The sequence below is a fragment of the Methylobacterium sp. 142-1Y genome (genome assembly GCF_057747795.1).
This window is the reverse complement of record NZ_CM173224.1, coordinates 4,700,355-4,722,232: the sequence shown is the minus strand read 5'-3', so window position 1 is coordinate 4,722,232 and position 21,878 is coordinate 4,700,355. Positions and strand designations below refer to the sequence as shown.

Here is a 21,878-nt window from a genome sequence, read left to right as displayed (position 1 = left end):
GGGGGAAACCCGCGCCTTTCCCGAACGGCCCCGTTTCGATCACACCGACGACGGCACCGCCCCTTCGCCTACTCGTCCTCGCCGTGCCCGAGGCTTTTGGGCGTCACGAACCGCTCGACATCCCCCTCCCCGGCCTCGACCTTGGTCCACGAGTCCACCGCCAGGTCGATCACCGTGACCGCTGCCGTGGGGTACTTCTTGGTCAGGGCCCGCCGTGCCTCGCTCGGCCGGGAGAGCAGCCGGGCGAGGTCCTGGAAGCCCGGATTGTGGCCGATCATCAGGGCTGTCGCGGCCTCGTCCGGGATGGAATGCACGACGTCGAGGAGGCGCGACACCGGCGCCTCGTAGATCTGCGGCACGGTCTCGTCCGGCACCGCGCCGAGGGCCGGCCTGACGAGGTCCCAGGTTTCTCTCGTGCGCCGGGCCGGCGAGACCAGCACCCGGTCCGGGATCAGTCCCTCCGCCGCCAGGTAGGCCGCCATCTTGGGCGCGGCCTCCCGGCCGCGGGGAGCGAGCGGCCGGTCGGCATCGGCCATGCCCTCGGGCCAGTCGGACTTGGCGTGGCGGAAGAGGATCAGGCGGCGCATGGCTCTAGCGTCCCTCGCGGCGGCTCAGGAAAGCGAGCTTCTCGAACAGCCCGACATCCTGCTCGTTCTTCAGGAGCGCCCCGTGCAGCGGTGGGATCAGCTTGCGGGGATCGCGCTCGCGCAACTGCTCGGGGCCGATATCCTCGGCCATCAGCAACTTCAGCCAGTCGAGCAGTTCCGAGGTCGAGGGCTTCTTCTTCAGGCCCGGGGCCTCGCGCACCTCGAAGAACACCCGCAGGGCCTCCTCGACCAGGCGCTGCTTGATGCCCGGATAATGCACGTCGACGATGGCCTTCAGCGTGTCGGCGTCCGGGAACTTGATGTAGTGGAAGAAGCAGCGGCGCAGGAAGGCGTCCGGCAGTTCCTTCTCGTTGTTCGAGGTGATGATGACGATCGGGCGGCGCGCCGCCCGCACGGTCTCGCCGGTCTCGTAGACGTGGAACTCCATCCGGTCGAGTTCGAGCAGGAGGTCGTTCGGGAACTCGATATCGGCCTTGTCGATCTCGTCGATCAGGAGCACCGGCCGCTCGGGCGCGGTGAAGGCCTCCCACAGCTTGCCGCGGCGGATGTAGTTGGCGATGTCCGACACCCGCTTGTCGCCGAGCTGCGAGTCGCGCAGGCGCGAGACCGCGTCGTACTCGTAGAGGCCCTGCTGCGCCTTGGTGGTCGACTTGATGTGCCAGGTGAGCAGGGGCGCCCCGAGCCCGCGGGCGATCTCCTCCGCCAGCACGGTCTTGCCGGTGCCCGGCTCGCCCTTGACGAGGAGCGGCCGCTCCAGGGTGATGGCGGCGTTGACCGCGACGGTGAGGTCGCCGGTGGCGACGTAGTTCTCGGTTCCGGTGAATCGCATCGGGCTCGCGTCGCGTCCTATGGGGTTGTTGACCGGAACCTATGCGGCGCAGGCCGCGCTGGCGAGCCCCGCCGGTCTCACAGCTTCGACGGATCGAACCACACGCAGCTGCGGGCGATCACCGCGAAATTCACCTCGGAGCGCGCCGGTTGCGGCAGCAACTCGCCGTCGATCGCCACGGTGGTCTGGTTCGAGGTGGCGCCGTCGCCGAAGGTCTGGGGCCGAGTCACGTAGCAATATTGCTTCTCGGGCTTCTGCTCGTCGCCCTTGAAGTTCCAGCCGGTGACGATCGTGCCGTCGAGATAGGGCACGGTCTTGAACACCGTGAAGCTCGTGCGCACCGCGGCATTGGCGGGTGCCTCGGACTTGCCCTGGTTGCCGGTGAGCGAGGCCACGTCCGGGCGCCCCTTCGCCGCCGGCAATCCGCCCTCGATCTTGAGGGTGTTGTCGGTCAGCCGGACCTCGCCGCTCGTCTTGAGCGTCGTGGTCTCGAGGGCCTGGGTCAGCGCCTTGGCGAGCGTGTCGGAGGCGTTGCCGACCTCGTTCATCGTCGCGTAGCCGTAGAAGGCGGCCCCCAGCCCGGCGCCGGCGAGCCCCAGGAAGGCCCCGAGCCCGATCGCCCGGAACAGGAAGGCGCGGGCATTGGAGATCCGCGCCTCGGCCCGCAGGCGCCCGTTGACGTGCTGGGCGAGCGCCACGTTCTCCGGCGTGCCCGGTGCGAGGTAGCTCACGGTCTCGGCCTCTCGATGCGGTCGTCGTCGCGGGTCGGCGGTGCCGGCGGCGTGCCGGCCTGCGGCACGGTCGGCGAGCGGCGCTGGTCGAGGGGGATCGCGGCGCCCGAGGCCACCGCGGCCTCGCGCATCGCCCGTTGCGCGTCCTGGATCTGGGTCGCGCTCTCGGCCATCTGGTTGAGGAGCAGCGGCACGCCCTCCGCGTGCATCATCGCGTCGAGGTCGTCCTCGTCGCGATAGGTCTTGCGCACCTGCACGGCGCAGAGCGCCAAGAGCGTCGAGGCGAAGGCGGCGCAGAGCGCCGGCGCGAAGACGAAGATGCGCAGGAAGGCGTGGACCTGCTGGTCGGTGACGTCGATCGGATCGGCGCCGTAGACCATCGCGGTGAAGGAGTGCAGCTGCGAGCGCCGCACTGCGTCGCGGTAGGCGCCCTCGGCCTCCGTCACCCGGCGGTCGGCGGCGGCGCGGTCGAGCTGGGCCCGGGCGGCGCGGGCCTCGGCCAGGTTCTTGGCCACCACCGCCCGCTCGTCGGCGGCACCCTTCAGGCTGCCCGCGATGGTGGCGGTGCGCGGATCGGTGACGCAGCGAAGGTAATTGTAGCGCTTGCCGCGGCTGTTGGTGCCCGACAGGCGCTCGCAGCGCTGGCCCGGCAGGCCGGCGAGCTGGGCCGAGGCCTCGGTGGCGCGCTTCTCGAGCGAAGCGGCTTCCGCCGTGTACTGCGCCACCCTCGCATCGGCCTGGGCGATGCGGTTGTCGATCGTGCCGCGGTCGGCCTCGGCTTCCTTCAGGATCGTGCGGGCCTTCGAGGCCTCGGCGAGGCGGGGATGGAACATCATCTCGCCGAGCTGCGACACCGACTTGGTGGTCACGCCCGCCGCCATCACGATGCCGACGATCGCGAGAGACTTGATCAGCCAGTCGCGCTGGACCCGGATCAGGATGCCGAGCGGCACCCGGCACAGCTCGATCGCCGCGTAGACGATCGGCGCCAGCAGCATGAACCAGAAGCTCTGGTCGTTGGGGTTGGCATAGGTCTCGGCGAAGAAGAATGCCCCCGCGAGCGAGGTGCAGATCACCAGCGCCTCGACCAGGTAGGCGATGGCCACGTAGCCCCAGCGGATGCGGTAACCCTTGCGGATCGCCCGCTCCTGCTTCCAGGCGTCGGTCTCGTCGGTCCAGGCGCGCTTCTCGCGCACCACCACCCGATCGGGAGGCTGTCGGCCCATCTCGGCTCCTCGTCCGGCCGCCCGGGAGCGGCCGCGTACACGGAATCTCAATCCTTCACGCTATGCGGGTTTTGCGCCGAAAATGCGCCCTGGGCGAGCGGAGCTTGCCGCGGCGCAGCGTCCGAGATGCGGTTTACGCACCGCAAAACGCCGTGAGTGGCGTTAGAACTCGCTTGCGGCGCGGTCGTCGCGCCGATTCGACGCCGCGACGGCGTCGCCAGACCGGAGCGAGGCCCCGCATGTCGGACGACCGCTACCACAAGGACCGTTTGGGCAACCGCCGCCTGGCGCCTGAGACCCTGATGCTCGGCTACGGCTACGATCCCGCCCTGTCGGAGGGGGCGGTGAAGCCGCCGGTCTTCCTCACTTCGACCTTCGTGTTCACCTCCGCCGAGCACGGCAAGGCGTTCTTCGATTACGTCTCGGGCAGGCGCGAACCGCCGGCCGGCGAGGCGGCGGGCCTGGTCTATTCGCGGTTCAACCACCCCAACAGCGAGATCGTCGAGGACCGCCTGGCGGTGTTCGAGGAGGCGGAGGCCGCGCTTCTCTTTTCCTCCGGCATGTCGGCCATCGCCACGGTGATCCTGGCCCATGCCCGGCCCGGCGACGTGGTGCTGCATTCCCAGCCGCTCTATGGCGGCACCGAGACGCTGATCGCCAAGACGCTCTCCGGCTTCCAGATCGGTGCGGTCGGTTTCCAGGACGGCACCGACGAGGGCAGCATCACGGCGGCGGCCGAGGCCGCGGAGGCGATGGCGCGCAAGAGCGGTGGGCGCGTCAGCGTCGTGATGGTCGAGACGCCGTCGAACCCCTTGAACACCCTGGTCGATCTCGAACTGGTGCGCCGGGCCGCCGACCGGATCGGCACCAATCAGGGTGGGTCGGCGCCGGTGGTGGTCTGCGACAACACCCTGCTTGGCCCCCTCTTCCAGCACCCGCTGCGCCTTGGTGCCGACATCTCGGTCTACTCGCTGACGAAATATGTCGGCGGCCATTCCGACCTCATCGCCGGGGCGGCGCTCGGCGCGGCGGCCCGGATGAAGCCGGTGCGGCTCCTGCGCTCGGCGATCGGCACCCAGCTTGATCCGCATTCGTGCTGGATGCTCGGGCGCTCGCTCGAGACCCTGACGCTCCGGATGGAGAAGGCCAACCGCAACGGCGAGATCATCGCCGAACGCTTGCGCGACCACCCGAAGGTGACGCGGCTGCATCATCTCGGCCATCTCGAACCCGGCTCCGGCGCGGCCCGGGTCTATGCCGCGCAATGCGCGGCGCCGGGCTCGACCTTCTCGTTCGACGTGGCCGGCGGTGAGCCGGAGGCGTTCCGGGTCCTCAACGCGCTCCAGCTGTTCAAGCTCGCGGTGAGCTTAGGCGGCACCGAATCGCTCGCCAGCCACCCGGCGTCGACCACCCATTCGGGGGTACCGAAGGAGGTGCGCGACCGGCTCGGGGTCACCGACGCGACGATCCGGGTCTCGATCGGTATCGAGCATCCGGAGGATCTGGCGGCGGACCTGGAGGCGGCGCTCGCGACCCTGGGCTGAAAAGCGGCCCCAAAGCGGCATTTCGGGCCCGTTTCGGCTTGCCCCGGCGGGCCCCCTCCGCATGATGGCCGCCCCGAGCCCCGCCCGATTCTCGCGGCGGGGCTCCCTCATCCGCGAAGATCGAGGCCCCGCCGCTCCCGATGACCGAGCATGCCGTCTCCGGCTCCTACAAGGAGGTCATCCTCTTCCTGGTCACCGCCGGGATCGTGGTGCCGCTGTTCCATCGCCTGCGCGTCAGCCCGGTCCTCGGTTTCATCGGGGCGGGCGCGCTCCTCGGGCCGTCGGGCCTCGGGCGGCTGACCGAGACGGTGCCGTGGCTCGGCGCCGTGACGATCTCGAACCGCACCGAGATCGCGCATCTCGCCGAGCTCGGCGTGGTGTTCCTGATGTTCATGATCGGGGTCGAGCTGTCCTGGGAGCGGCTGCGCATCCTGCGCCGCCTCGTCTTCGGCCTTGGTTCGCTGCAGGTGGTGGTGTCGAGCCTCCTCGTCGGAGCGGTGCTGATGGCGCTCGAGGTCTCGCCGATCGCCGCGATCCTGGTCGGGCTGGCGCTGGCGCTCTCCTCCACCGCCATCGTGCTGCCGGTGCTCGCCGAGCAGAAGCGGCTCAATACGCCCGCCGGCCGGGCGAGCTTCGCGGTGCTGCTGTTCCAGGATCTCGCCGTCGCGCCCGTCCTGTTCGCCATCGCGGTGCTCGGCCGCAAGGACGGCGACGCGGTGACGGGGCTCGCGCTCGCGCTCGGCCAGGCGGCGGTAGCGCTCGGGCTGCTGGTGGTCGCCGGACGCCTGGGGTTGCGGCCGCTGTTCCAGCTCGTCGCCCGCACCCGCAGCCCCGAATTGTTCATGGCGGCCTGCCTCCTCGTCATCGCGGCCACCGCGCTCGTGGCGGCGGCGAGCGGGCTGTCGATGACGCTCGGCGCCTTCGTGGCGGGCTTGCTCCTCGCCGAGACCGAGTATCGCCGGGCGATCGAGGCGACGATCGACCCGTTCAAGGGCCTGCTTCTCGGGGTGTTCTTCGTCTCGGTCGGCATGGGGATCGACCCGGCGGTGCTGATGAAGACGCCGCTCACCATCCTCGGCCTCGCCCTCGGGCTCCTCGTCCTCAAAGGCGGAGTGATCGTCGCGATCGGGACCGCGTTGCGCCTGCCTCGCGCCGTGGCGCTCGAATCCGCCCTCCTGCTCGGGCCGGGCGGCGAATTCGCCTTCGTGCTCGTCGGCAGCGCGCTCGCCGCCGGGCTGGTGCCCGAGGATCTCGGCCAGGCGGCCCTCGTCGTCACCACCGCCACGATGGTGATGATTCCGGGCCTCGCGGCCTTGGCCCGCCGCCTCGGCAGGCGGATCGACCGGACCGCGCTCGGCCGGGCCCGGGCCGAGCCGCCCCCGGCGGAGCGCCAGCCCGGCCGGGTGATCGTGGCGGGCTACGGCCGGGTCGGCCGGCTCGTCGCCGAGATGCTGGCCCGCCACAAGGTGCCCTACATCGCCCTCGACATGGATGCCGCCCGGGTCTCCGACCAGCGCCGCCTCGGCAACCCGGTCTATTTCGGCGATTCGGCCAATCCCGACCTCCTGCGGCGCTGCGGCATCGACACCGCCCGCGCGCTCGTGGTGACCCTCGACCAGCCCCGCGCCGTCGAGGCGGTGGTGGCCGCCGCCCGCGCCGAGCGGCCGGACCTCACCATCGTGGCGCGAGCCCGCGACGCCCGCCACGCCACGGCTCTCTACGAGATGGGCGTCGACGATGCCGTGCCGGAGACGATCGAGGCTTCGCTCCAGCTCTCGGAGGCCGTTCTGGTCGATGTCGGGGTGCCGATGGGCCTCGTCATCGCCTCGATTCACGAGCGCCGCGACGAGTTCCGGGCGATCCTGCGCCGCAAGGAGGCGCCGCCGGCCCCTGCCTTCCAGGCCCGCCGCACCGTGGGGAAGGCGCCGTGACGGGTCTCGGTTCGCAGCAGGAAGCGGCGCTCAAGGCGGTGTCGGACTGGCTGAAGCGCGGCAGCCCGCAGGTCTTCCGCCTGTTCGGCTTTGCCGGCACCGGCAAGACCACACTGGCCAAGCGCCTCGCCGAGGATGTCGAGGGCGGGGTGCTGTTCTGCGCCTATACCGGCAAGGCGGCCTCGGTGATGCGCGTCCGCGGCTGCCCGGATGCGTCCACCATCCACAGCCTGATCTACCGCACCCGAGAGGATACCGAGGGCGGGCCGGCCTTCACCCTCAACCGCACCGGGCCGGTGAGCAAGGCGGCTCTCGTCGTCATCGACGAATGCTCGATGGTCGACGGCGACCTCGGCAACGACCTTCTCTCCTTCGGCACGCCGGTGCTGGTGCTGGGCGATCCGGCGCAGCTGCCGCCGGTGAAGGGCGGCGGCTTCTTCACCGAGGCCGAGCCCGACGTGATGCTCACGGAGGTCCACCGCCAGGCCGCCGACAACCCGATCGTGCGCCTCGCCATGACGGTGCGGGAGGGCGGACGGCTCGATTTCGGCGCCTATGGCGAGAGCCGGGTGATCCCGCGCCGCGAGATCGACCCCGCGACGGTGCTCGCCGCCGATCAGGTCCTGGTCGGCATGAACCGCACCCGGCGGCTCTACAATGGCCGCATCCGCGAGCTGATCGGCCACGTCGACCCGATGCCGGCGGTGGGCGAGAAGCTGGTCTGCCTGCGCAACGACCGCACCAAGGGCCTGCTCAACGGCTCGACCTGGACCGTCCAGGCCCTGCGCGCCGCCCCCCGCCCCGACCTCGTGCGGCTCGACGTGGTGCCGGAGGACGATCCGGCGCTCCGGCGCAAGCCCCAGGACATCCGGGTCCTGCGCTCGGTCATCGCCGGCAGCGAGGAGGAGGTGCCGGCGATCCTGCGGCGCGAGACCGAGGAATTCACCTACGGCTACGCCTTGACCGTCCACAAGGCGCAGGGATCGCAGTGGGACAAGGTGGTGCTGTTCGACGAATCCTACGCGTTTCGCGAGCACCGGGCGCGCTGGCTCTACACGGCGCTGACCCGGGCGGCGGAGGCGATCACCGTGGTGGTGTAGCGAGCTGGCGTCGTTCCGTCCTCTCGCTGGGACCGCTGAACGGTGCTTATAATAATCGTGATGTGACGTATCGTGCGGGTTCCGTTGCGGACGCGCTGTCTCTCCCAGCGAGGTTTCTGGTGGCTGCTATCGAGACCATCACCGTCGATCTTCCGTCCGAGATCGCCGAGTCCGTGCACCAGGCCGTCGAGGCGGGCGAGTACACCTCGACGAGCGAGGCGATCGGGGATGCGGTGCGCTTGTGGAAGCAGCATCGAGATTGCAGCGACGACACGCAAGGCTACTCGACCGAGGAGTTGCGCGAACTGGTCCGCGAAGGTCTGGAGAGCGGACCGAGTCCGTGGGACACCATGGCCGAGATCAAGGCCGAGGCACGACGGCGCTGGGAGGCGGCGGCTGCGAAGGTCGATCGGTGAGGACGGTCCGGCGCACCCGCCGGGCCGCCGAGGATCTGATCGACATCTGGTCGACCGTCGCGGGAGACGATCCGAGCGCTGCCGACCGATTGCTCGACGCGATCGAGCAACGTCAGCATCAACTCACGATACATCCTTATTCGGGTGTATCGCGCGAGGAGATCGCTCCCGGCCTCCGGCATCTTGTGGTCGGACAGTATCTGATCCTCTATCGTGTCGAGGCGGAGGCTATCGAAATCGTCCGCGTGCTCCACGGCCGGCGCAAGCTCGATCGGTCGATGTTTGAAGGATGATCGACGCCTCGCTGATCAATCGCAGTGCCTGGATATGCGCCGGTCCAACGATCGACCCTGCCGATTCTACGCCTCGATCCCCAGCACGGCGGAGACGGCCTCCGAAGGTGATAAGGCTGCGCTGTCGATGACCAGACGCGACCGGTCCCACGGCTCGTAGTCGAGGCGCTGGATTGCCTCCCACGAGGGCAGGACGAGGCCGGGAATGTCGGAGAGCCGCCCCTCGACCCGGCGGCGATGCTCCTCCGCATCCGAGCACACGACCTCGACCTCGATCAACCGCACGGCGGCCCGGGCGGCCACCGCCCGCCAGCCCCCGCGGCTGGCCGTGACCGGATTGACGCAATCGGCCACGACCACCCGACCATCGCCGAGATTCGCGCCCGCGAGCGCCTGCGCCACCGCGTAGCCGGACGCGCCGACAGGGCCCGCCAGGACGCCCGCATCCCGGATCGCCTGCTCGATGACGTCGACGCGCAGATGGGTCGCCGCGAGGACTTTGGCGACGGCGCGGGAAATGGTGGTCTTCCCGGTCCCGGGCAAGCCGGCGAACACGATCAGCATGCTCATTTCCCGGCGGCCTGCCGCTGCTCGATCTCCCGCGTCTTGCGGTCGTAGCGATCCGACGCGACCTTGAGGGCGAGCAGACCGCTGGCGATCAGCGCGGCGCTCACGCCGAGGATCTGCCATGCGTAAGCGGTGGTCATCTTTTGTCAGTCCTCTGCCCCGAGGAGTCGAAAAGCCGCCTGACCGGCGAGATGGAGGCATACGCCCGCGCCGAGGAGAAGTCCCCCGCTATCGGCGAAGACATCGTACCGGCCCTGCGTGATCGGAATCACGAAAGCCGCGCCGAAGACGGCGATGGCTGATGAGTTGAACAGGGAGGCGAGCAGCTTGAATCCTCCTTTGAACCGTTTCGCGCGGTGCTTCGGGTCGCCGTGAGGCATCGGATGTCCGGCGGGAGCGATCGGGTATCGGTTCGCTTCATTCTCCCGCATGCCCCCGCGTCATGGATGCTCCCGCGCCCGAATTTCCGCTCCGCATCCCACCCCGCTGGACGAACGCCCCCCGAGCCCCCACCTACGCCGCAGCACGACGACGACAGCCTGCCCCGGAGAGACATCCTTGGCCAACGACGACGCGGGGGGCGCCCCCCGCATGCATGCGACGACGATCCTGATGGTGCGCAAGGGCGGCCGGGTGGTGATCGGGGGTGACGGGCAGGTCAGCCTCGGCCAGACCATCGTCAAGGGCAATGCCCGCAAGGTGCGCCGCCTCGCCAAGGGCTCGGTGATCGGGGGCTTTGCCGGCGCCACCGCCGATGCCTTCACGCTCTTCGAACGGCTGGAGGCGAAGCTCGAGCAGTATCCGGGCCAGCTCACCCGGGCCTGCGTGGAACTCACCAAGGACTGGCGCACCGACCGCTACCTGCGCCGCCTCGAGGCGATGATGCTGGTCGCCGACAAGGATGTGAGCCTGCTGCTCTCCGGTGCTGGCGACGTGCTGGAGCCCGAGGGCGGCGTGATGGCGATCGGGTCTGGCGGCAACTACGCGCTCGCCGCCGCCCGGGCGCTGGAGGAGCAGGACCTCGACGCCGAGGCGATCGTGCGCCGCGCCATGCGGATCGCCGCCGAGATCTGCGTCTATACGAATGGCAGCCTGGTGATCGAGAGCCTGGACGCCGCCTGAGCGCGGCCCGCTTCCTCTCTCACCCGCCTGCGAGTTCCCGCGAAGAACCCCGCGAAGTACCCCATGACCACCTTCTCCCCCCGCGAAATCGTCTCCGAGCTCGACCGCTACATCGTCGGCCAGGGCGACGCGAAACGCGCGGTCGCGATCGCGCTGCGCAACCGCTGGCGCCGCCAGCAGCTCCAGGGCCCGCTCCGCGAGGAGGTGGCGCCGAAGAACATCCTGATGATCGGCCCGACCGGCTGCGGCAAGACCGAGATCTCGCGCCGCCTGGCGCGGCTCGCCGGGGCGCCGTTCCTGAAGGTCGAGGCGACGAAGTTCACCGAAGTGGGCTATGTCGGCCGCGACGTCGAGCAGATCGTGCGCGACCTCGTCGAGATCGGCATCGGCCTCAAGCGCGACGAGAAGCGCCGGGGCGTCCAGGCCAAGGCGGAGGCCGCGGCCGAGAACCGCGTGCTCGACGCGCTGGTCGGCCCGACCGCCAGCCAGGCGACACGCGACGCCTTCCGCAAGCGCCTGAGGGCCGGCGAGCTCGACGACAAGGAGGTCGAGCTGGAGCTGGCAGCCGGCGCTCCCCAGGGCATGCCGATGTTCGAGATCCCGGGCATGCCGGGTGCGGCCATGGGGGCGATCAATCTCGGCGACATGCTCGGCAAGGCGCTCGGCAACCAGAAAGGCAAGCCGCGGCGGATGACCGTGCGCGACGCCTACGCACCGCTGATCAGCGAGGAATCCGACAAGCTCCTCGACCAGGACAGCGTGGTGCAGGAGGCGCTTCGCGACGTGCAGGACAACGGCATCGTCTTCCTCGACGAGATCGACAAGATCTGCGCCCGGGAGGGCCGCTCCGGTGCCGACGTGTCGCGCGAGGGCGTGCAGCGCGACCTCCTGCCGCTCATCGAGGGCACCACGGTGGCGACGAAGCACGGGCCGGTGAAGACCGACCACATCCTGTTCATCGCCAGCGGCGCCTTCCACGTCTCGAAACCCTCCGACCTGCTGCCGGAGTTGCAGGGCCGCCTGCCGATCCGCGTCGAGCTGAGCCCGCTCACCGTCGACGATTTCCGCCGCATCCTGACCGAGACCGAGGCGAGCCTGACCAAGCAGGCGGTGGCGCTCATGGCGACGGAGGGCGTGACGATCGACTTCACCGACGACGCCATCGACGCGCTCGCCAAGGTCGCCGTCGACGTGAATTCCTCGGTCGAGAATATCGGGGCGCGCCGGCTCCAGACCGTGCTGGAGCGGGTGCTCGACGACGTGTCGTTCACGGCCCCCGACCGCTCCGGCGAGACGGTGACGATCGATGCGGGTTACGTCCGCGACCGGGTCGAGAGCCTGGCGCAGAATGCCGATCTGAGCCGGTTCATCCTCTGAAGCCTGCCGGGGCGGATCCTATCCGCCCCAGACCTGCCCCGGCCTGAGTGGCAAGAACCGCTCCGTCGGCACCTCGGCCGCCGCCAGCGCCCGCCCCAAAGCCTCCGCCGGTTCGCCCGGGCCCTCGTTGGTGAGCCGGAACGTGCCCCAATGGTGGCCCAGCGCCTGCTCGGCCCCGACCTCCTGGAAGACCCGCACCGCCTCCTCCGGGTTCATGTGTTGCGGCTGCATGAACCAGCGCGGCTCGTAGGCGCCGATCGGCAGGGTGGCGAGCCGCGGCGCGCCGAAGCGCGCGCGCACGTCCCGGAAGATCGCCCCGTCGCCGTAGCCGGTATCGCCGACATGGTAGAGCACCCCCTGCGGGGTGGTGAGCACGAAGGCGCACCAGAGCGCCATGCGCCGGTCGTTCACGCCCCGGGCCGACCAATGTGTGGCCGGCACCAGGTGAACCACGAGTCCCCCGCCGAGATCGACCGAGCCGCCCCAGTCCCGGGTCTCGACGGGAATCGTCGCGTCGTAGGTGCGGAGGATCGCGTCGTTGCCGAGCGGCGCCACGAAGGTCGGGGCGTGCTCGGCCCAGAGCCGGGCGAGGATCGGCCCGTCGAGATGGTCGTAGTGGTTGTGGGTGATCAGCACCGCGTCGATCGGCGGCAGCGCGGTGAAGGCGATGCCCGGCGGGTTGGCGCGCTTCGGCCCGGTGAAGCCGACCGGGCTCGCGCGCTTGGCGTAGACCGGATCGACCAGGATGTTGCGGCCCGCGACCTGGATCAGCAGGCTGGCATGGCCGATATGGACGACCCGCAATCCATCGACCCGCTCAGGCGGCGCGTCCTGCGGGAACGGGCTCGGCACGCTCGCCGGCCAGGCCTCCCGGCCGCCGCCGAGCTGCCAGCGCGCCACCTCGCCGAAGCCCTTGTCCTGCGGCTGCCCCGGCGAGAAGAACCGCACGCCGTCGAAATGGTCGCTGACCGGGCCCCGGTAATACGGGTTGCGGCTGCGCTTGTGCGCCGCGTAGCCGACGCCGCCGAGCGTCATCACGGTCATGGCGCTGGCGAGCTTGAGGAAGCCACGATTCTTCATGCCGGGGAGATGAGCGAATGATGGCCGAAGTCAAGGTGGGGAGGCGCGGACCCTTCGCCGCGCCCTGATCGCATTGCACAATCCTCAGCGATGGTTATGTTCGGATCATCGGCAACAACAGGAAGGAGGTGATCCAGTGTCTCATTGTCATCAGCCGCGGTCGTCTGCGCGCCGGACCTGGATCGTCGCCTCCGGCTTCACGGCCTGAGCGTACGACGAACACTCCAGGATCGGTGAGATCCTGACAGATCGACACGTCGGACCGCGGTTCGGCAATGGAAGGGCTGCCCTGGCAACGGGGCGGCCCTTCGTCATGTTCGGGACAGCGGCAGTACGTCAGAGGCTGCGCTCCAGCGCCATCACCTCCGCCTCCTTCAGCAGGCGGCGCAGGGTGGCGTTCTCGGCCTCCAGTTCGTGGATGCGGGCGAGCAGCGCCGCCGGGGTGACCTCGGCCCCGGCAGGCGTCGGCCGGGCCGGTTCTTCCGCGAAGGTCACCCCGATGCTGTCGGCCTTGCGCCAGCGCAGGGTCGCCTTGTGGGTGCGGTCCTTGGCCGGGATGATGAGGTCGAAACCATTCGGCAGGGTCGCGGTCTCGCTGAGCATCAGCCGGGCGCCCGAGGCCGAGATGTCGCGGACCAGGCAATCCATGCTGGAATTGCCGTTGTTGAAGACGATGCGTCCCTTCAGGAACGTCCGCAGGCGGGTTTCCCTGCGCAGCTCGGACATGTCGGACATGGCGGCCAGCCCCGTTCGGCCTCGCGGGTTTCGGATGCCCGCGAGACTGCCTCACAGACCTTTAAGGAAGGTTCGCCGTGATCGCCGAGTCGCGCGGAACATGATGCTTCAACCCTGGGCCGAGGCCATGCTCTGGAAGAGGTAGAAGCCGTTGAAGCGCACCGCGGTCGCGGCCGCCGTGCCGTCGAAGCCGGTGGGCTCCGGCGTGCTGCCGTCGAGCTTGCCGCCGAAGGCCCAGCGCGCCTCGGTGACGAAGGCCGGCACGGCGTAATCCTCCGGCACCGCGCAAACGAGGCCGTCGAGACCTTTCAGGCAGAACAGGTTGTAGCTTCGCATCGGATCGCCTCCGCTCACAGGTGCTGCCATGGCGTCCATTCGCTAACGGCTGATTGGGCCGAGACTATGTCAGCCCGTGGCGCCGGGTGCCACCGCAATCTCGGCCATGACGCTAGGTCCTGACCGCCGGAAAGCGATATGATCACGAGATCGTGCGCACGGGGAACCACGGAAAGACATGAGAATGAATGCCGACACGCGCGGGACACCGGATGCTGCGCTGCATCATCCTGCCGGCAACTGCGATCGATTCCAATTGTGCCGGATCTGGTCGATCGTCGCCACTTCGAGCTGCTGGCCGAAGCGTTGCCGGTAGAGCGTCATCAATCGCGTCGTGGGTCTCGTCGGAGGAGGAGCAGACAGCATCGGTGGCGAGCACGATGCAGTCGCCGCGATCGACCGCGCCGAGCACGGTGGCGAGCACGCAGACATCGGTCTCGCCGCCGGTGATCACCAGGGTCTCGGCCCGTCGCCCCCGCAGGCAGGCCTCGAGGCCCGGCTCCATCCAGGGCGAGTAGACGGTCTCTGTCGACGACCTCGGCCGGGGGCGTCATCGCGGCGAGGTCCGGCACCAGCCCGACCATCTCCTCCCCGAGCCGCTCCACCGTCATCTCGGCCCAGCGCTCCCAGTCGCGCTTCCAGCAGTCCCGCCCCTCGCCCGGATGGCGCGCCGGGACGAAGCGGGTGAACAGCGTGCGCTCCGGCACGGCGCTCGCGAGGTGCAGGACCCGCGGCAGCACCCGATCCATCCAGGGCATGTGCCAGGCGGTCGCCTGCGCGAAGAGGTTCTGCATGTCGACGCAGACATGCACCGCGCGCCCGTCGGGCGGACCGTTCGGCAGGGCGTCGATCTCGGTGGGTGTGGCAGCCATGCGGGGTCGGGCTCCCGGTGCGGGGCTCTTCGTGGCCCCGGGGCCCGACCGACGCTTACACCTCATTGGGGTTTCTTGGCTCACCCCTTCGGGACGTTGCGCTCCAGTTCGTCGAGCCAGATCCGGGCATTGCCGTCCGAGGGTGCGCGCCAGTCGCCCCGGGGCGAGAGGGCGCCGCCCGCCGCCACCTTCGGCCCGTTCGGCAGGGCCGAGCGCTTGAACTGGCTGAAGCCGAAGAAGCGGCGCAGGAACACCGTCAGCCAGGCCCGGATCTCCGGCAGGGCGTAAGCTCCCCGCTTCGCCTCCGGGAATCCGGGCGGCCAGGGCCCGCGCCCGGCATCCTCCCAGGCCATCAGCGACAGGAAGGCGATCTTCGAGGGCCGATAGCCATAGCGCAGCGTGTAGAACAGGTTGAAGTCCTGGAGCGCGTAGGGGCCGATCTTCGATTCGGTGCTCTGGATCGTCTCGCCCTCCCGTGCCGGCACCAGCTCGGGCGAGATCTCGGTCTCCAGGATCGCCTCCAGGGTACGGCCGACCTCGTCGGAGAACTGCCCCGAGGCGATCACCCAGCGGATCAGGTGCTGGATCAGGGTCTTGGGCACCCCGGCATTGACCGCGTAATGGGACATCTGGTCCCCGACGCCGTAGGTGCACCAGCCGAGCGCCAGTTCCGAGAGGTCGCCGGTGCCGATCACGATCGCGTCGTGCTGGTTGGCGAGCCGGAACAAGTAATCGGTGCGCAAGCCCGCCTGCACGTTCTCGAAGGTCACGTCGTAGACCTCCTCGCCGCGCCCGAACGGGTGGCCCATATCGGCGAGCATCTGCCGGGCGGCCGGCCTGATGTCGAGTTCGGCCGCCCGGGTGCCCAGCGAGGCCATCAGCCGGTGGGCGTTGGCCTTGGTCTCGTCCGAGGTGGCGAAGCCCGGCATCGTGTAGGTAAGGATGTCCGAGCGCGGCAGGCCGAGCTGGTCGAAGGCACGGGCCGCCACGATCAGCGCGTGGGTCGAGTCGAGCCCGCCCGAGATCCCGATCACCACCCGCTTCGTGCCGATCGCCTGGAGGCGCTGGGCGAGGCCGGCGACCTGGATGTTGTAGCCCTCGTAGCAATCCTGCGCGAGGCGGGCGGGATCGGCCGGCACGAACGGGAAGCGCTCGACCGTGCGGTGGAAGCCGAGATCCGCCTCGGGCGGTGCCACCCGGAACGGCACCCTGCGATAGGCCGGCGCGGTCCGCAGCGCCTCCCTGGCATTGTCCTCGAAGCTGCCCATCTGGGCCCGCTCCTGGCGCAGCCGGTCGAGGTCGATATCGGCGAGCGTCACCTGCGGTTCGGCGGGGAAGCGCGCGCCCTCGGCCAGCACCTCGCCGTCCTCGTAGATCGCGGTCTGGCCGTCCCAGGAGAGATCGGTGGTCGATTCGCCCGGGCCCGCCGCGGCGTAGATGTAGGCCGCAAGGCAGCGCGCCGAGGCCGACCGGCACAGGAGCGTGCGGCTCTCGGCCCGCCCGATGGTGATCGGGCTGCCCGAGAGGTTGGCGAGCACCGTCGCGCCGGCGAGTGCCGCGAGCGAAGAGGGCGGCACCGGGATCCACATGTCCTCGCAGATCTCGACCCCGAGGACGAGGCCCGGCAGGTCCTCGGCCGGGAACAGCAGGTCGGTGCCGAACGGGGCTTCCGTCTCGCCGAGGCGGATCGTCTCGCCCGTCACCCCGGCGCCGGAGGCGAAGTGGCGCTTCTCGTAGAACTCGCGGTAGTTCGGCAGGTAGCTCTTCGGCACCACCCCGAGCAGCCGGCCGCGATGGACGATCGCGGCGGTGTTGTAGATCCGGTTGCGATGGCGAAGCGGCGCGCCGATCACGAGGACCGGCATCAGCGCGCGGCTGGCCTCGACGAGGGAGAGGAGCGCCGCCTCGACCCGCTCGAGCAGCGTCTCCTGCAACAGCAGGTCCTCGAGGGCGTAGGCCGACAGGCAGAGTTCCGGAAACACCGCCACCGCGACGCCGTCCGCGTCGCACCGTTCGGCCAAGCGCCGGATCTCGGCCGCGTTGGCCTCCGGATCGGCGATGTGGCTGCGGCCGACGCAGGCCGCGACCCGGGCGAAACCGTGCCGGTAGAGGGATCGAAACATCGCGCGGGCAGCCCCTTCTCGCCGGAATTGCCCCTGCTCCTTAACGCGCCCGCGCGCCGCCCGGTACCGGTGCCCGTGCCTAATCGGGCGTTAACGATGACATGCCTAACTGGTGCGACGTACGCGGCCGCGGGCCGCCCACACAGTCATTCGGCATCATGAGACAATCGGGACGGCCACCCTTCTCCGACTCCTCGCCGCGTGCGCCCCAGCGGGTGCGCGACCATCTCCGCACGCCGGAGCGCCGGGAGCGCCCCCTCGGCGTCCTCGCCCAGACGGTGATGAGCCTGCGGGCCCTCCTGGCCCGCCGCTTCGCGCCTCCCGCGCCCCCGCCCGCCCAGCGGGACTACACCTTGAGCCGGCGCGCCACGCCGAGCTGGATGGCCGACGCCCTGGTGCGCCCCGACGCGCCGGAGCCCGGCGGCATGCCCCCGGCGCTCCCTGAGCCGTGGAGCCAGAGCCCGTTCGCCCCGGCGGCCCACCCCGCCCCGCGCCCGGCGCGGACGGCTGTCCCGGAAGGCTGGGCGCCCGATCCGGCGCTGATGCAGGCTCCGATGCCGAATGCGGCCTCGTCGTCCTGGCAAGCGCCCCCCGTCCGCCCGGCCCCTTCGGTGGCCGCGGTCCATGGCGGTCCGCGGGCCCGCCACGAGGGAGAGTTCGCCGGTGCTGCAGAGGCGCCGCACCAGCAGGCCTGGCCGCAGGATTCCCGAGGCCTCAGGCTGCAAGATCCCAGGTTGCAAGATCCCAGGTTGCAAGATCCCCGGCTGCAAGAGCCCCAACTGCAGGATCCACGGCTGCAGGATCCTCTGCAGCAGGAATTCGTGTCCCTCCGGCCCGAAGCGGTCGTGCCGCCGGTCGAGCCGGCCCGGGCGCGCGCGTCCGACCCCGTCCTCATCGAACCCGTCCTCACGGCCGAGCCCGATCTCTTCGCGCCCCCGGCCGTCATGGTCGCCCCGGAGGCCTCGGCGCCGCGCCGCGCTTCGACCTGGGCACCGGACCCGGCCCTCACCCCCGAGGGCGGCTGGACCATGCCGATTCCCCCGGCCGGTCCGGCCCGGGCTGTGCTGACCCGCGCCCGCCGCCGCGACGCGGAGCCGTCCGCCGCGGTCCCGGAACCGCGGTCCCGTCCGGCGCCGCAAGCCTCGCTGCAGGATCTTTCGCCTCAGCGTCCCACCGAGACCGGCGTGCGCTTCACCCGCACGCCCGACCACGTGCTGCAGGCGCGCCACCGCCGGCGCGAGCAGGTCCTGCGGGAGAAGGAAGAGGCCCTGCGCGCCGCCGAGGCCGAGGCTGCCGCCCGTGCGCAAGCCGAGCTCGCGGCCGCCGAGGCCGCCCGGGTCGAGGCCGAAGCGGCCCGCGCCGAAGCCGAGGCCGCCGCGGCGGCCGCCGCCGTGCCCCTGTGGCGCCAGCCCTACGTGCTGCCGCCGGGCGTGCGCTTCACCCGCACGCCGGACCACCTGCTGCGCCATTCGCAGGAGGAGATCGCGAGGTCCGAGGCCGTGCCGGAGCCCGCCATGCCGGAGCCCGCGGAGGCCGTGGCCGGCGATGGCGCGCCCGAGACCGGTTCGCTCGTCGAGTCGGCGGCCTCCTCCGCCGAGCCCGTTGCGATGGCGGGGCCCGCCGAGACCACCGCCATGACGGCGGAGGCGGTCGCGGAGGCCGTCGTCCTGGACATCGCTCAGGAGACCGTTCCGCCGATCGTCCAAGAGACCGTCCCGGACCTCGCCGAGCCTGCGAACTCCCCGGCCGAAGAGGCGCCGGTCGCGGTCGCCTGCGCGACGGAATCGCCCGCCGAATCCGGGATCGCCGCTCCCGACGCCGTCGCGCCCGAGGCCGCATCGGCCGAACCGGTGCCGCTCACGCCGGACGTGACGGTTCCGCAGATGGTCGCGGTCGCCGAGGCGCCGGCCCTGCCGGCCCAGATCGTCGACGTGCCGCAACCCTTCGATGTGCCGCAAGTCTTCGAGGTGCCGCAAATCTTCGACGTGCCGAACAGCGCCATCCTGGTGCCGGTCGACGTCTCGCATCTGCGCTCATTGCCGCCGCGCCCGGTCTATACCCTCGACCGCCTGCTCCAGCACGACTGGACGCACCCGCTCTCGACGGCCGCCGAGCAGGACAACCGGCCGGTTCCGGACCCGGAGGAGGCTGTTGCCGAGGAGCCGGCCGCCGAGGTCCCTCCCGCCGAAGTCTCGCCCGCCGAAGTCTCGCCCGCCGGGGCCGTCGCTGCGGAGGCGGTCGCTTCACGGGCCGAGCCCGTCGCCGGCGAATCGGCCGAGGCTGCCGGGCCGCCGCTGTCGGCCGGGATGCCGCGGGGCGGGACGTCCTCGGCGGATTTGCCCTCCAGCGACGTGTCCGCCATCGACCCGGCGCTCATGGGCTTCCAGCCCGTGGGCATGCCTCCCGCGGACTTCTATTCCCTGGATTTCCATTTTTCCTTGGATTTCCAGGCCATGGGCTTGGCTCTCGCGGACTTGCCTTATGCGGACTTGCCTTATGCGGACTTGCCTTCTGCGGACTTGCCGCCCGAGCCTGTCGCCGAGACGGCCGTCGAGCCTGGGATGGATGCCGTCGCGGCGGTGATCGCGCCCATGGACGGGGTGGCCGAAGCCGGTGTCGCCGGGGAGCGGAACTCTGCTCGCGACCTGCCGCCCGAGACGATCCTGCTGCCGGCGCCCGCCCCGCTGCTGGCGCTCACCTACGTGCCCTTCACGGAGACGGCCTTCCTGCCCGTTCCGGTGGCGCCCGAGCCTCCGGCCGCGCCGATGCCGCCCTCCGTCGCCGTCGAGGCCGAGGCGAAGGTCGAGACCGCGATGGAGGTGGCGCCGGCCGTCGCGTCGGAGCCCGCTCTTCCCGCCGCGCCCTTGGCCTTCACGCCGGTGCCGTGGTCGTTCATCGCTGCGGACGCGCAGCCCGTCGCGCAGCCCGGGGCGGCGTACGAACTCCCTCAGGCGCCCGTCGGGGATCGGCCTGCAGCAGAACCCACCGCTCCCGCCGCGCCGCGGGGGGCGCAGCCCTTCGTCTACGTGCCGACCGGTCGCCTCAACGCGCTGCCGCCCGCGCCGACCCTGCCCTCCCCGCCGCGTCCGCCGCGCATCATCCTGCCGGTTGCTGCGCAACCGGGGCCGGTTGCATCGCAATCAGCGCCGGTCGCTGCGCAGCCGACGACGTTCGACCCGCAGCAGCCGGTGCCGGTCTCCGAGCAGGCCGTCACCCCGGCCCCCGAGCCGGGGACGGTCGCGCCGGCACCGTCCTGGGCGCCTGCCCTGCCGGAGATGTCGCCGGCGGAGCCGCACGGGCTGGTCATCGGCACGGCCGGCCTCGATTGCGACCTCGGCCTCGATGCCGACGATGACGGGGACGACGAGGACGACATCCTGGCGCCGGTCGCCACCATCCCGCTGCGCCAGGTCTCGCGGCTGGTCGAGGTGCCCTACGAACTGCCCTCGGTCGACCTCCTGGCCGAGCCGCGGGAATCGGACGGCAGCAACCTCGATCCCGAGATGCTGGAGGACAACGCCATCCAGCTGCAGCAGGTGATCCAGGATTTCGGGGTGCGCGGCGAGATCCTCGCCGTGCGGCCGGGCCCGGTGGTGACGCTCTACGAGATGGAGCCGGCGCCCGGCACCAAGTCGAGCCGCGTCATCTCGCTCGCCGACGACATCGCCCGCTCGATGTCGGCCATCTCCGCCCGCGTCGCCGTCGTGCAGGGCCGCAACGCGATCGGCATCGAGTTGCCGAACCTCAAGCGCGAGACGGTGTACTTACGCGAACTCCTGACCTCGCCGGCCTTCGTCGAGACCAAGCAGAAGCTCGCGCTCTGCCTCGGCAAGAATATCGGCGGCGAGGCGATCATCGCCGATCTCGCCCGCATGCCCCACCTGCTGGTCGCCGGCACCACCGGCTCGGGCAAGTCGGTCGCGATCAACACCATGATCCTGTCGCTGCTCTACCGGCTGAAGCCGGAGGAGTGCCGCCTGATCATGGTCGATCCCAAGATGCTGGAACTGTCGGTCTATGACGGCATCCCGCACCTGCTCTCGCCGGTCGTCACCGATCCCAAGAAGGCGGTCGTCGCCCTCAAATGGGCGGTGCGCGAGATGGAGGAGCGCTACAAGAAGATGGCGCGCCTCGGCGTTCGCAACATCGACGGCTTCAACGCCCGGGTGGCGGAGGCGCGCGCGCGCGGCGAGGTGATCACCCGCACCGTCCAGACCGGCTTCGACCGCGAGACCGGCGAGGCGATCTACGAGGACGAGGTGATGGACCTCACCGCCCTGCCCTACATCGTGATCGTGGTCGACGAGATGGCCGACCTGATGATGGTGGCGGGCAAGGACATCGAGGGCGCGATCCAGCGTCTCGCCCAGATGGCCCGCGCCGCCGGCCTGCATCTGATCATGGCGACGCAGCGCCCGTCGGTGGATGTCATCACCGGCACGATCAAGGCGAATTTCCCGACCCGGATCTCGTTCCAGGTGACCTCGAAGATCGACTCGCGGACGATCCTGGGCGAGATGGGCGCCGAGCAGTTGCTGGGCCAGGGCGACATGCTGTTCATGGCCGGCGGCGGCCGGACGACCCGGGTCCACGGCCCGTTCTGCTCGGACGACGAGGTCGAGCAGGTCGTGGCGCATCTCAAGCGCCAGGGCCGCCCGTCCTACCTCGACGCCGTCACGGCGGACGAGGAGGCCGAGGAGGCCGCGGCCGCCGCGCAGGACACGCCGGTCATGGACCAGGGCAGCTTCGGCGACCCGACCGCCGACCTCTACGACCAAGCGGTGGCGGTGGTGCTGCGCGACAAGAAGGCGTCGACCAGCTACATCCAGCGTCGATTGCAGATCGGCTACAACCGGGCGGCCTCGCTGATGGAGCGGATGGAGCGCGAGGGCATCGTCGGCCCCGCCAACCATGCCGGCAAGCGCGAGATCCTGATCGAGCCCGCGCCGCAGCCGGGGTCCCAGCCCGGGGCCGACGAGGCGTGAGCC

Annotated in this window: 19 protein-coding genes and 1 pseudogene; 8 read left to right on the top strand and 12 right to left on the bottom strand. The window is 70.5% G+C overall.

Annotated elements, in window-relative coordinates:
* Positions 1 to 68 precede the first annotated feature (68 nt).
* The 4 genes from AC3AOF_RS21635 to AC3AOF_RS21620 form a co-directional block, all read right to left on the bottom strand.
* Positions 69 to 587 (bottom strand): SixA phosphatase family protein, encoded by a 519-nt coding sequence (locus tag AC3AOF_RS21635; RefSeq protein ID WP_236988935.1) that lies wholly within the window; start codon positions 585 to 587, stop codon positions 69 to 71.
* Between the two features lie 4 nt (positions 588 to 591).
* Positions 592 to 1,437, bottom strand: a complete 846-nt coding sequence (locus AC3AOF_RS21630; RefSeq protein ID WP_236988936.1) for an AAA family ATPase — start codon at positions 1,435 to 1,437, stop codon at positions 592 to 594.
* Positions 1,438 to 1,514: 77 nt separating this feature from the next.
* Positions 1,515 to 2,168, bottom strand: coding sequence for a hypothetical protein (locus tag AC3AOF_RS21625; RefSeq protein ID WP_236988937.1), 654 nt, complete (start codon positions 2,166 to 2,168; stop codon positions 1,515 to 1,517).
* On the bottom strand, positions 2,165 to 3,394 hold the full coding sequence (locus AC3AOF_RS21620) for an ATPase (RefSeq protein WP_236988938.1): 1,230 nt from the start codon (positions 3,392 to 3,394) through the stop codon (positions 2,165 to 2,167). Before AC3AOF_RS21620 ends, AC3AOF_RS21625 begins: the two co-directional genes overlap by 4 nt.
* A 239-nt stretch (positions 3,395 to 3,633) precedes the next feature.
* On the opposite strand from AC3AOF_RS21620, the gene AC3AOF_RS21615 reads away from it, so the two are divergent.
* The 5 genes from AC3AOF_RS21615 to AC3AOF_RS21595 all read left to right on the top strand — a co-directional run bounded on the left by AC3AOF_RS21615 (position 3,634) and on the right by AC3AOF_RS21595 (position 8,678).
* Positions 3,634 to 4,938: a cystathionine gamma-synthase family protein gene (locus AC3AOF_RS21615; protein WP_236988939.1), complete on the top strand. Its 1,305-nt coding sequence runs from the start codon at positions 3,634 to 3,636 to the stop codon at positions 4,936 to 4,938.
* A 140-nt stretch (positions 4,939 to 5,078) separates the two neighbouring features.
* Positions 5,079 to 6,869 carry a cation:proton antiporter domain-containing protein gene (locus tag AC3AOF_RS21610; RefSeq protein ID WP_488346453.1) on the top strand — a complete coding sequence of 597 codons (1,791 nt, stop codon included), beginning with the start codon at positions 5,079 to 5,081 and terminating at the stop codon, positions 6,867 to 6,869.
* Positions 6,866 to 7,969 carry an ATP-dependent DNA helicase gene (locus AC3AOF_RS21605; RefSeq protein ID WP_488346452.1) on the top strand — a complete coding sequence of 368 codons (1,104 nt, stop codon included), beginning with the start codon at positions 6,866 to 6,868 and terminating at the stop codon, positions 7,967 to 7,969. The genes AC3AOF_RS21610 and AC3AOF_RS21605 overlap by 4 nt, the downstream gene beginning before the upstream one ends.
* A gap of 119 nt (positions 7,970 to 8,088) precedes the next feature.
* On the top strand, positions 8,089 to 8,385 hold the full coding sequence (locus tag AC3AOF_RS21600) for a ribbon-helix-helix domain-containing protein (protein ID WP_488346451.1): 297 nt from the start codon (positions 8,089 to 8,091) through the stop codon (positions 8,383 to 8,385).
* Positions 8,382 to 8,678: a type II toxin-antitoxin system RelE/ParE family toxin gene (locus tag AC3AOF_RS21595; RefSeq protein WP_488346450.1), complete on the top strand. Its 297-nt coding sequence runs from the start codon at positions 8,382 to 8,384 to the stop codon at positions 8,676 to 8,678. The genes AC3AOF_RS21600 and AC3AOF_RS21595 overlap by 4 nt, the downstream gene beginning before the upstream one ends.
* Before the next feature lie 66 nt (positions 8,679 to 8,744).
* On the opposite strand, the gene AC3AOF_RS21590 is transcribed toward AC3AOF_RS21595, so the two are convergent.
* From AC3AOF_RS21590 to AC3AOF_RS21580, 3 genes are read right to left on the bottom strand one after another with little or no spacing between them, the layout of a single operon-like run.
* Positions 8,745 to 9,242, bottom strand: a complete 498-nt coding sequence (locus AC3AOF_RS21590) for a P-loop nucleotide/nucleoside kinase family protein (protein ID WP_488346449.1) — start codon at positions 9,240 to 9,242, stop codon at positions 8,745 to 8,747.
* 2 nt (positions 9,243 to 9,244) lie between these two features.
* Positions 9,245 to 9,385, bottom strand: a complete 141-nt coding sequence (locus AC3AOF_RS21585) for a hypothetical protein (protein WP_488346448.1) — start codon at positions 9,383 to 9,385, stop codon at positions 9,245 to 9,247.
* A 6-nt stretch (positions 9,386 to 9,391) separates the two neighbouring features.
* Positions 9,392 to 9,625 (bottom strand): hypothetical protein, encoded by a 234-nt coding sequence (locus AC3AOF_RS21580; RefSeq protein ID WP_488346447.1) that lies wholly within the window; start codon positions 9,623 to 9,625, stop codon positions 9,392 to 9,394.
* A gap of 211 nt (positions 9,626 to 9,836) precedes the next feature.
* Between AC3AOF_RS21580 and hslV the strand changes: the two genes are divergently transcribed.
* A complete protein-coding gene (gene hslV, locus AC3AOF_RS21575) occupies positions 9,837 to 10,367 on the top strand; it encodes an ATP-dependent protease subunit HslV (RefSeq protein ID WP_048431164.1) in 531 nt (176 codons plus the stop codon).
* Positions 10,368 to 10,430: 63 nt separating this feature from the next.
* Positions 10,431 to 11,744: an ATP-dependent protease ATPase subunit HslU gene (gene hslU, locus AC3AOF_RS21570; RefSeq protein ID WP_236988946.1), complete on the top strand. Its 1,314-nt coding sequence runs from the start codon at positions 10,431 to 10,433 to the stop codon at positions 11,742 to 11,744.
* A gap of 18 nt (positions 11,745 to 11,762) precedes the next feature.
* Here hslU and AC3AOF_RS21565 read toward each other — a convergent pair whose 3' ends face one another.
* The 5 genes and pseudogenes from AC3AOF_RS21565 to AC3AOF_RS21545 form a co-directional block, all read right to left on the bottom strand.
* A complete protein-coding gene (locus AC3AOF_RS21565; protein ID WP_236988947.1) occupies positions 11,763 to 12,824 on the bottom strand; it encodes an MBL fold metallo-hydrolase in 1,062 nt (353 codons plus the stop codon).
* A 336-nt stretch (positions 12,825 to 13,160) separates the two neighbouring features.
* Complete coding sequence (locus AC3AOF_RS21560; RefSeq protein ID WP_236992702.1) at positions 13,161 to 13,550, bottom strand: PilZ domain-containing protein; 390 nt, start codon at positions 13,548 to 13,550, stop codon at positions 13,161 to 13,163.
* Between the two features lie 117 nt (positions 13,551 to 13,667).
* Complete coding sequence (locus AC3AOF_RS21555; protein ID WP_236988948.1) at positions 13,668 to 13,895, bottom strand: hypothetical protein; 228 nt, start codon at positions 13,893 to 13,895, stop codon at positions 13,668 to 13,670.
* A 225-nt stretch (positions 13,896 to 14,120) separates the two neighbouring features.
* Positions 14,121 to 14,689, bottom strand: a pseudogene (locus AC3AOF_RS21550) (cysteine hydrolase family protein).
* 158 nt (positions 14,690 to 14,847) lie between these two features.
* The gene (locus AC3AOF_RS21545; protein ID WP_236988949.1) at positions 14,848 to 16,890 is read right to left on the bottom strand and encodes an NAD(+) synthase; all 2,043 of its coding nucleotides are present in this window, start codon (positions 16,888 to 16,890) and stop codon (positions 14,848 to 14,850) included.
* Positions 16,891 to 19,328: 2,438 nt separating this feature from the next.
* Here AC3AOF_RS21545 and AC3AOF_RS21540 point away from each other — a divergent pair.
* A complete protein-coding gene (locus tag AC3AOF_RS21540) occupies positions 19,329 to 21,875 on the top strand; it encodes a DNA translocase FtsK (protein WP_488349032.1) in 2,547 nt (848 codons plus the stop codon).
* Positions 21,876 to 21,878: the final 3 nt, after the last annotated feature.

Bases quoted from the DNA above. Each gene is read 5' to 3' on its own strand.
- AC3AOF_RS21635 (WP_236988935.1), bottom strand. From the start codon at position 587: ATGCGCCGCCTGATCCTCTTCCGCCACGCCAAGTCCGACTGGCCCGAG.
- AC3AOF_RS21590 (WP_488346449.1), bottom strand. From the start codon at position 9,242: ATGCTGATCGTGTTCGCCGGCTTGCCCGGGACCGGGAAGACCACCATT.
- AC3AOF_RS21560 (WP_236992702.1), bottom strand. From the start codon at position 13,550: ATGTCCGAGCTGCGCAGGGAAACCCGCCTGCGGACGTTCCTGAAGGGA.
- AC3AOF_RS21585 (WP_488346448.1), bottom strand. From the start codon at position 9,385: ATGACCACCGCTTACGCATGGCAGATCCTCGGCGTGAGCGCCGCGCTG.
- AC3AOF_RS21620 (WP_236988938.1), bottom strand. From the start codon at position 3,394: ATGGGCCGACAGCCTCCCGATCGGGTGGTGGTGCGCGAGAAGCGCGCC.
- AC3AOF_RS21545 (WP_236988949.1), bottom strand. From the start codon at position 16,890: ATGTTTCGATCCCTCTACCGGCACGGTTTCGCCCGGGTCGCGGCCTGC.
- AC3AOF_RS21565 (WP_236988947.1), bottom strand. From the start codon at position 12,824: ATGAAGAATCGTGGCTTCCTCAAGCTCGCCAGCGCCATGACCGTGATG.
- AC3AOF_RS21580 (WP_488346447.1), bottom strand. From the start codon at position 9,625: ATGCCTCACGGCGACCCGAAGCACCGCGCGAAACGGTTCAAAGGAGGA.
- AC3AOF_RS21630 (WP_236988936.1), bottom strand. From the start codon at position 1,437: ATGCGATTCACCGGAACCGAGAACTACGTCGCCACCGGCGACCTCACC.
- AC3AOF_RS21610 (WP_488346453.1), top strand. From the start codon at position 5,079: ATGACCGAGCATGCCGTCTCCGGCTCCTACAAGGAGGTCATCCTCTTC.
- AC3AOF_RS21615 (WP_236988939.1), top strand. From the start codon at position 3,634: ATGTCGGACGACCGCTACCACAAGGACCGTTTGGGCAACCGCCGCCTG.
- hslV (WP_048431164.1), top strand. From the start codon at position 9,837: ATGCATGCGACGACGATCCTGATGGTGCGCAAGGGCGGCCGGGTGGTG.
- hslU (WP_236988946.1), top strand. From the start codon at position 10,431: ATGACCACCTTCTCCCCCCGCGAAATCGTCTCCGAGCTCGACCGCTAC.
- AC3AOF_RS21555 (WP_236988948.1), bottom strand. From the start codon at position 13,895: ATGCGAAGCTACAACCTGTTCTGCCTGAAAGGTCTCGACGGCCTCGTT.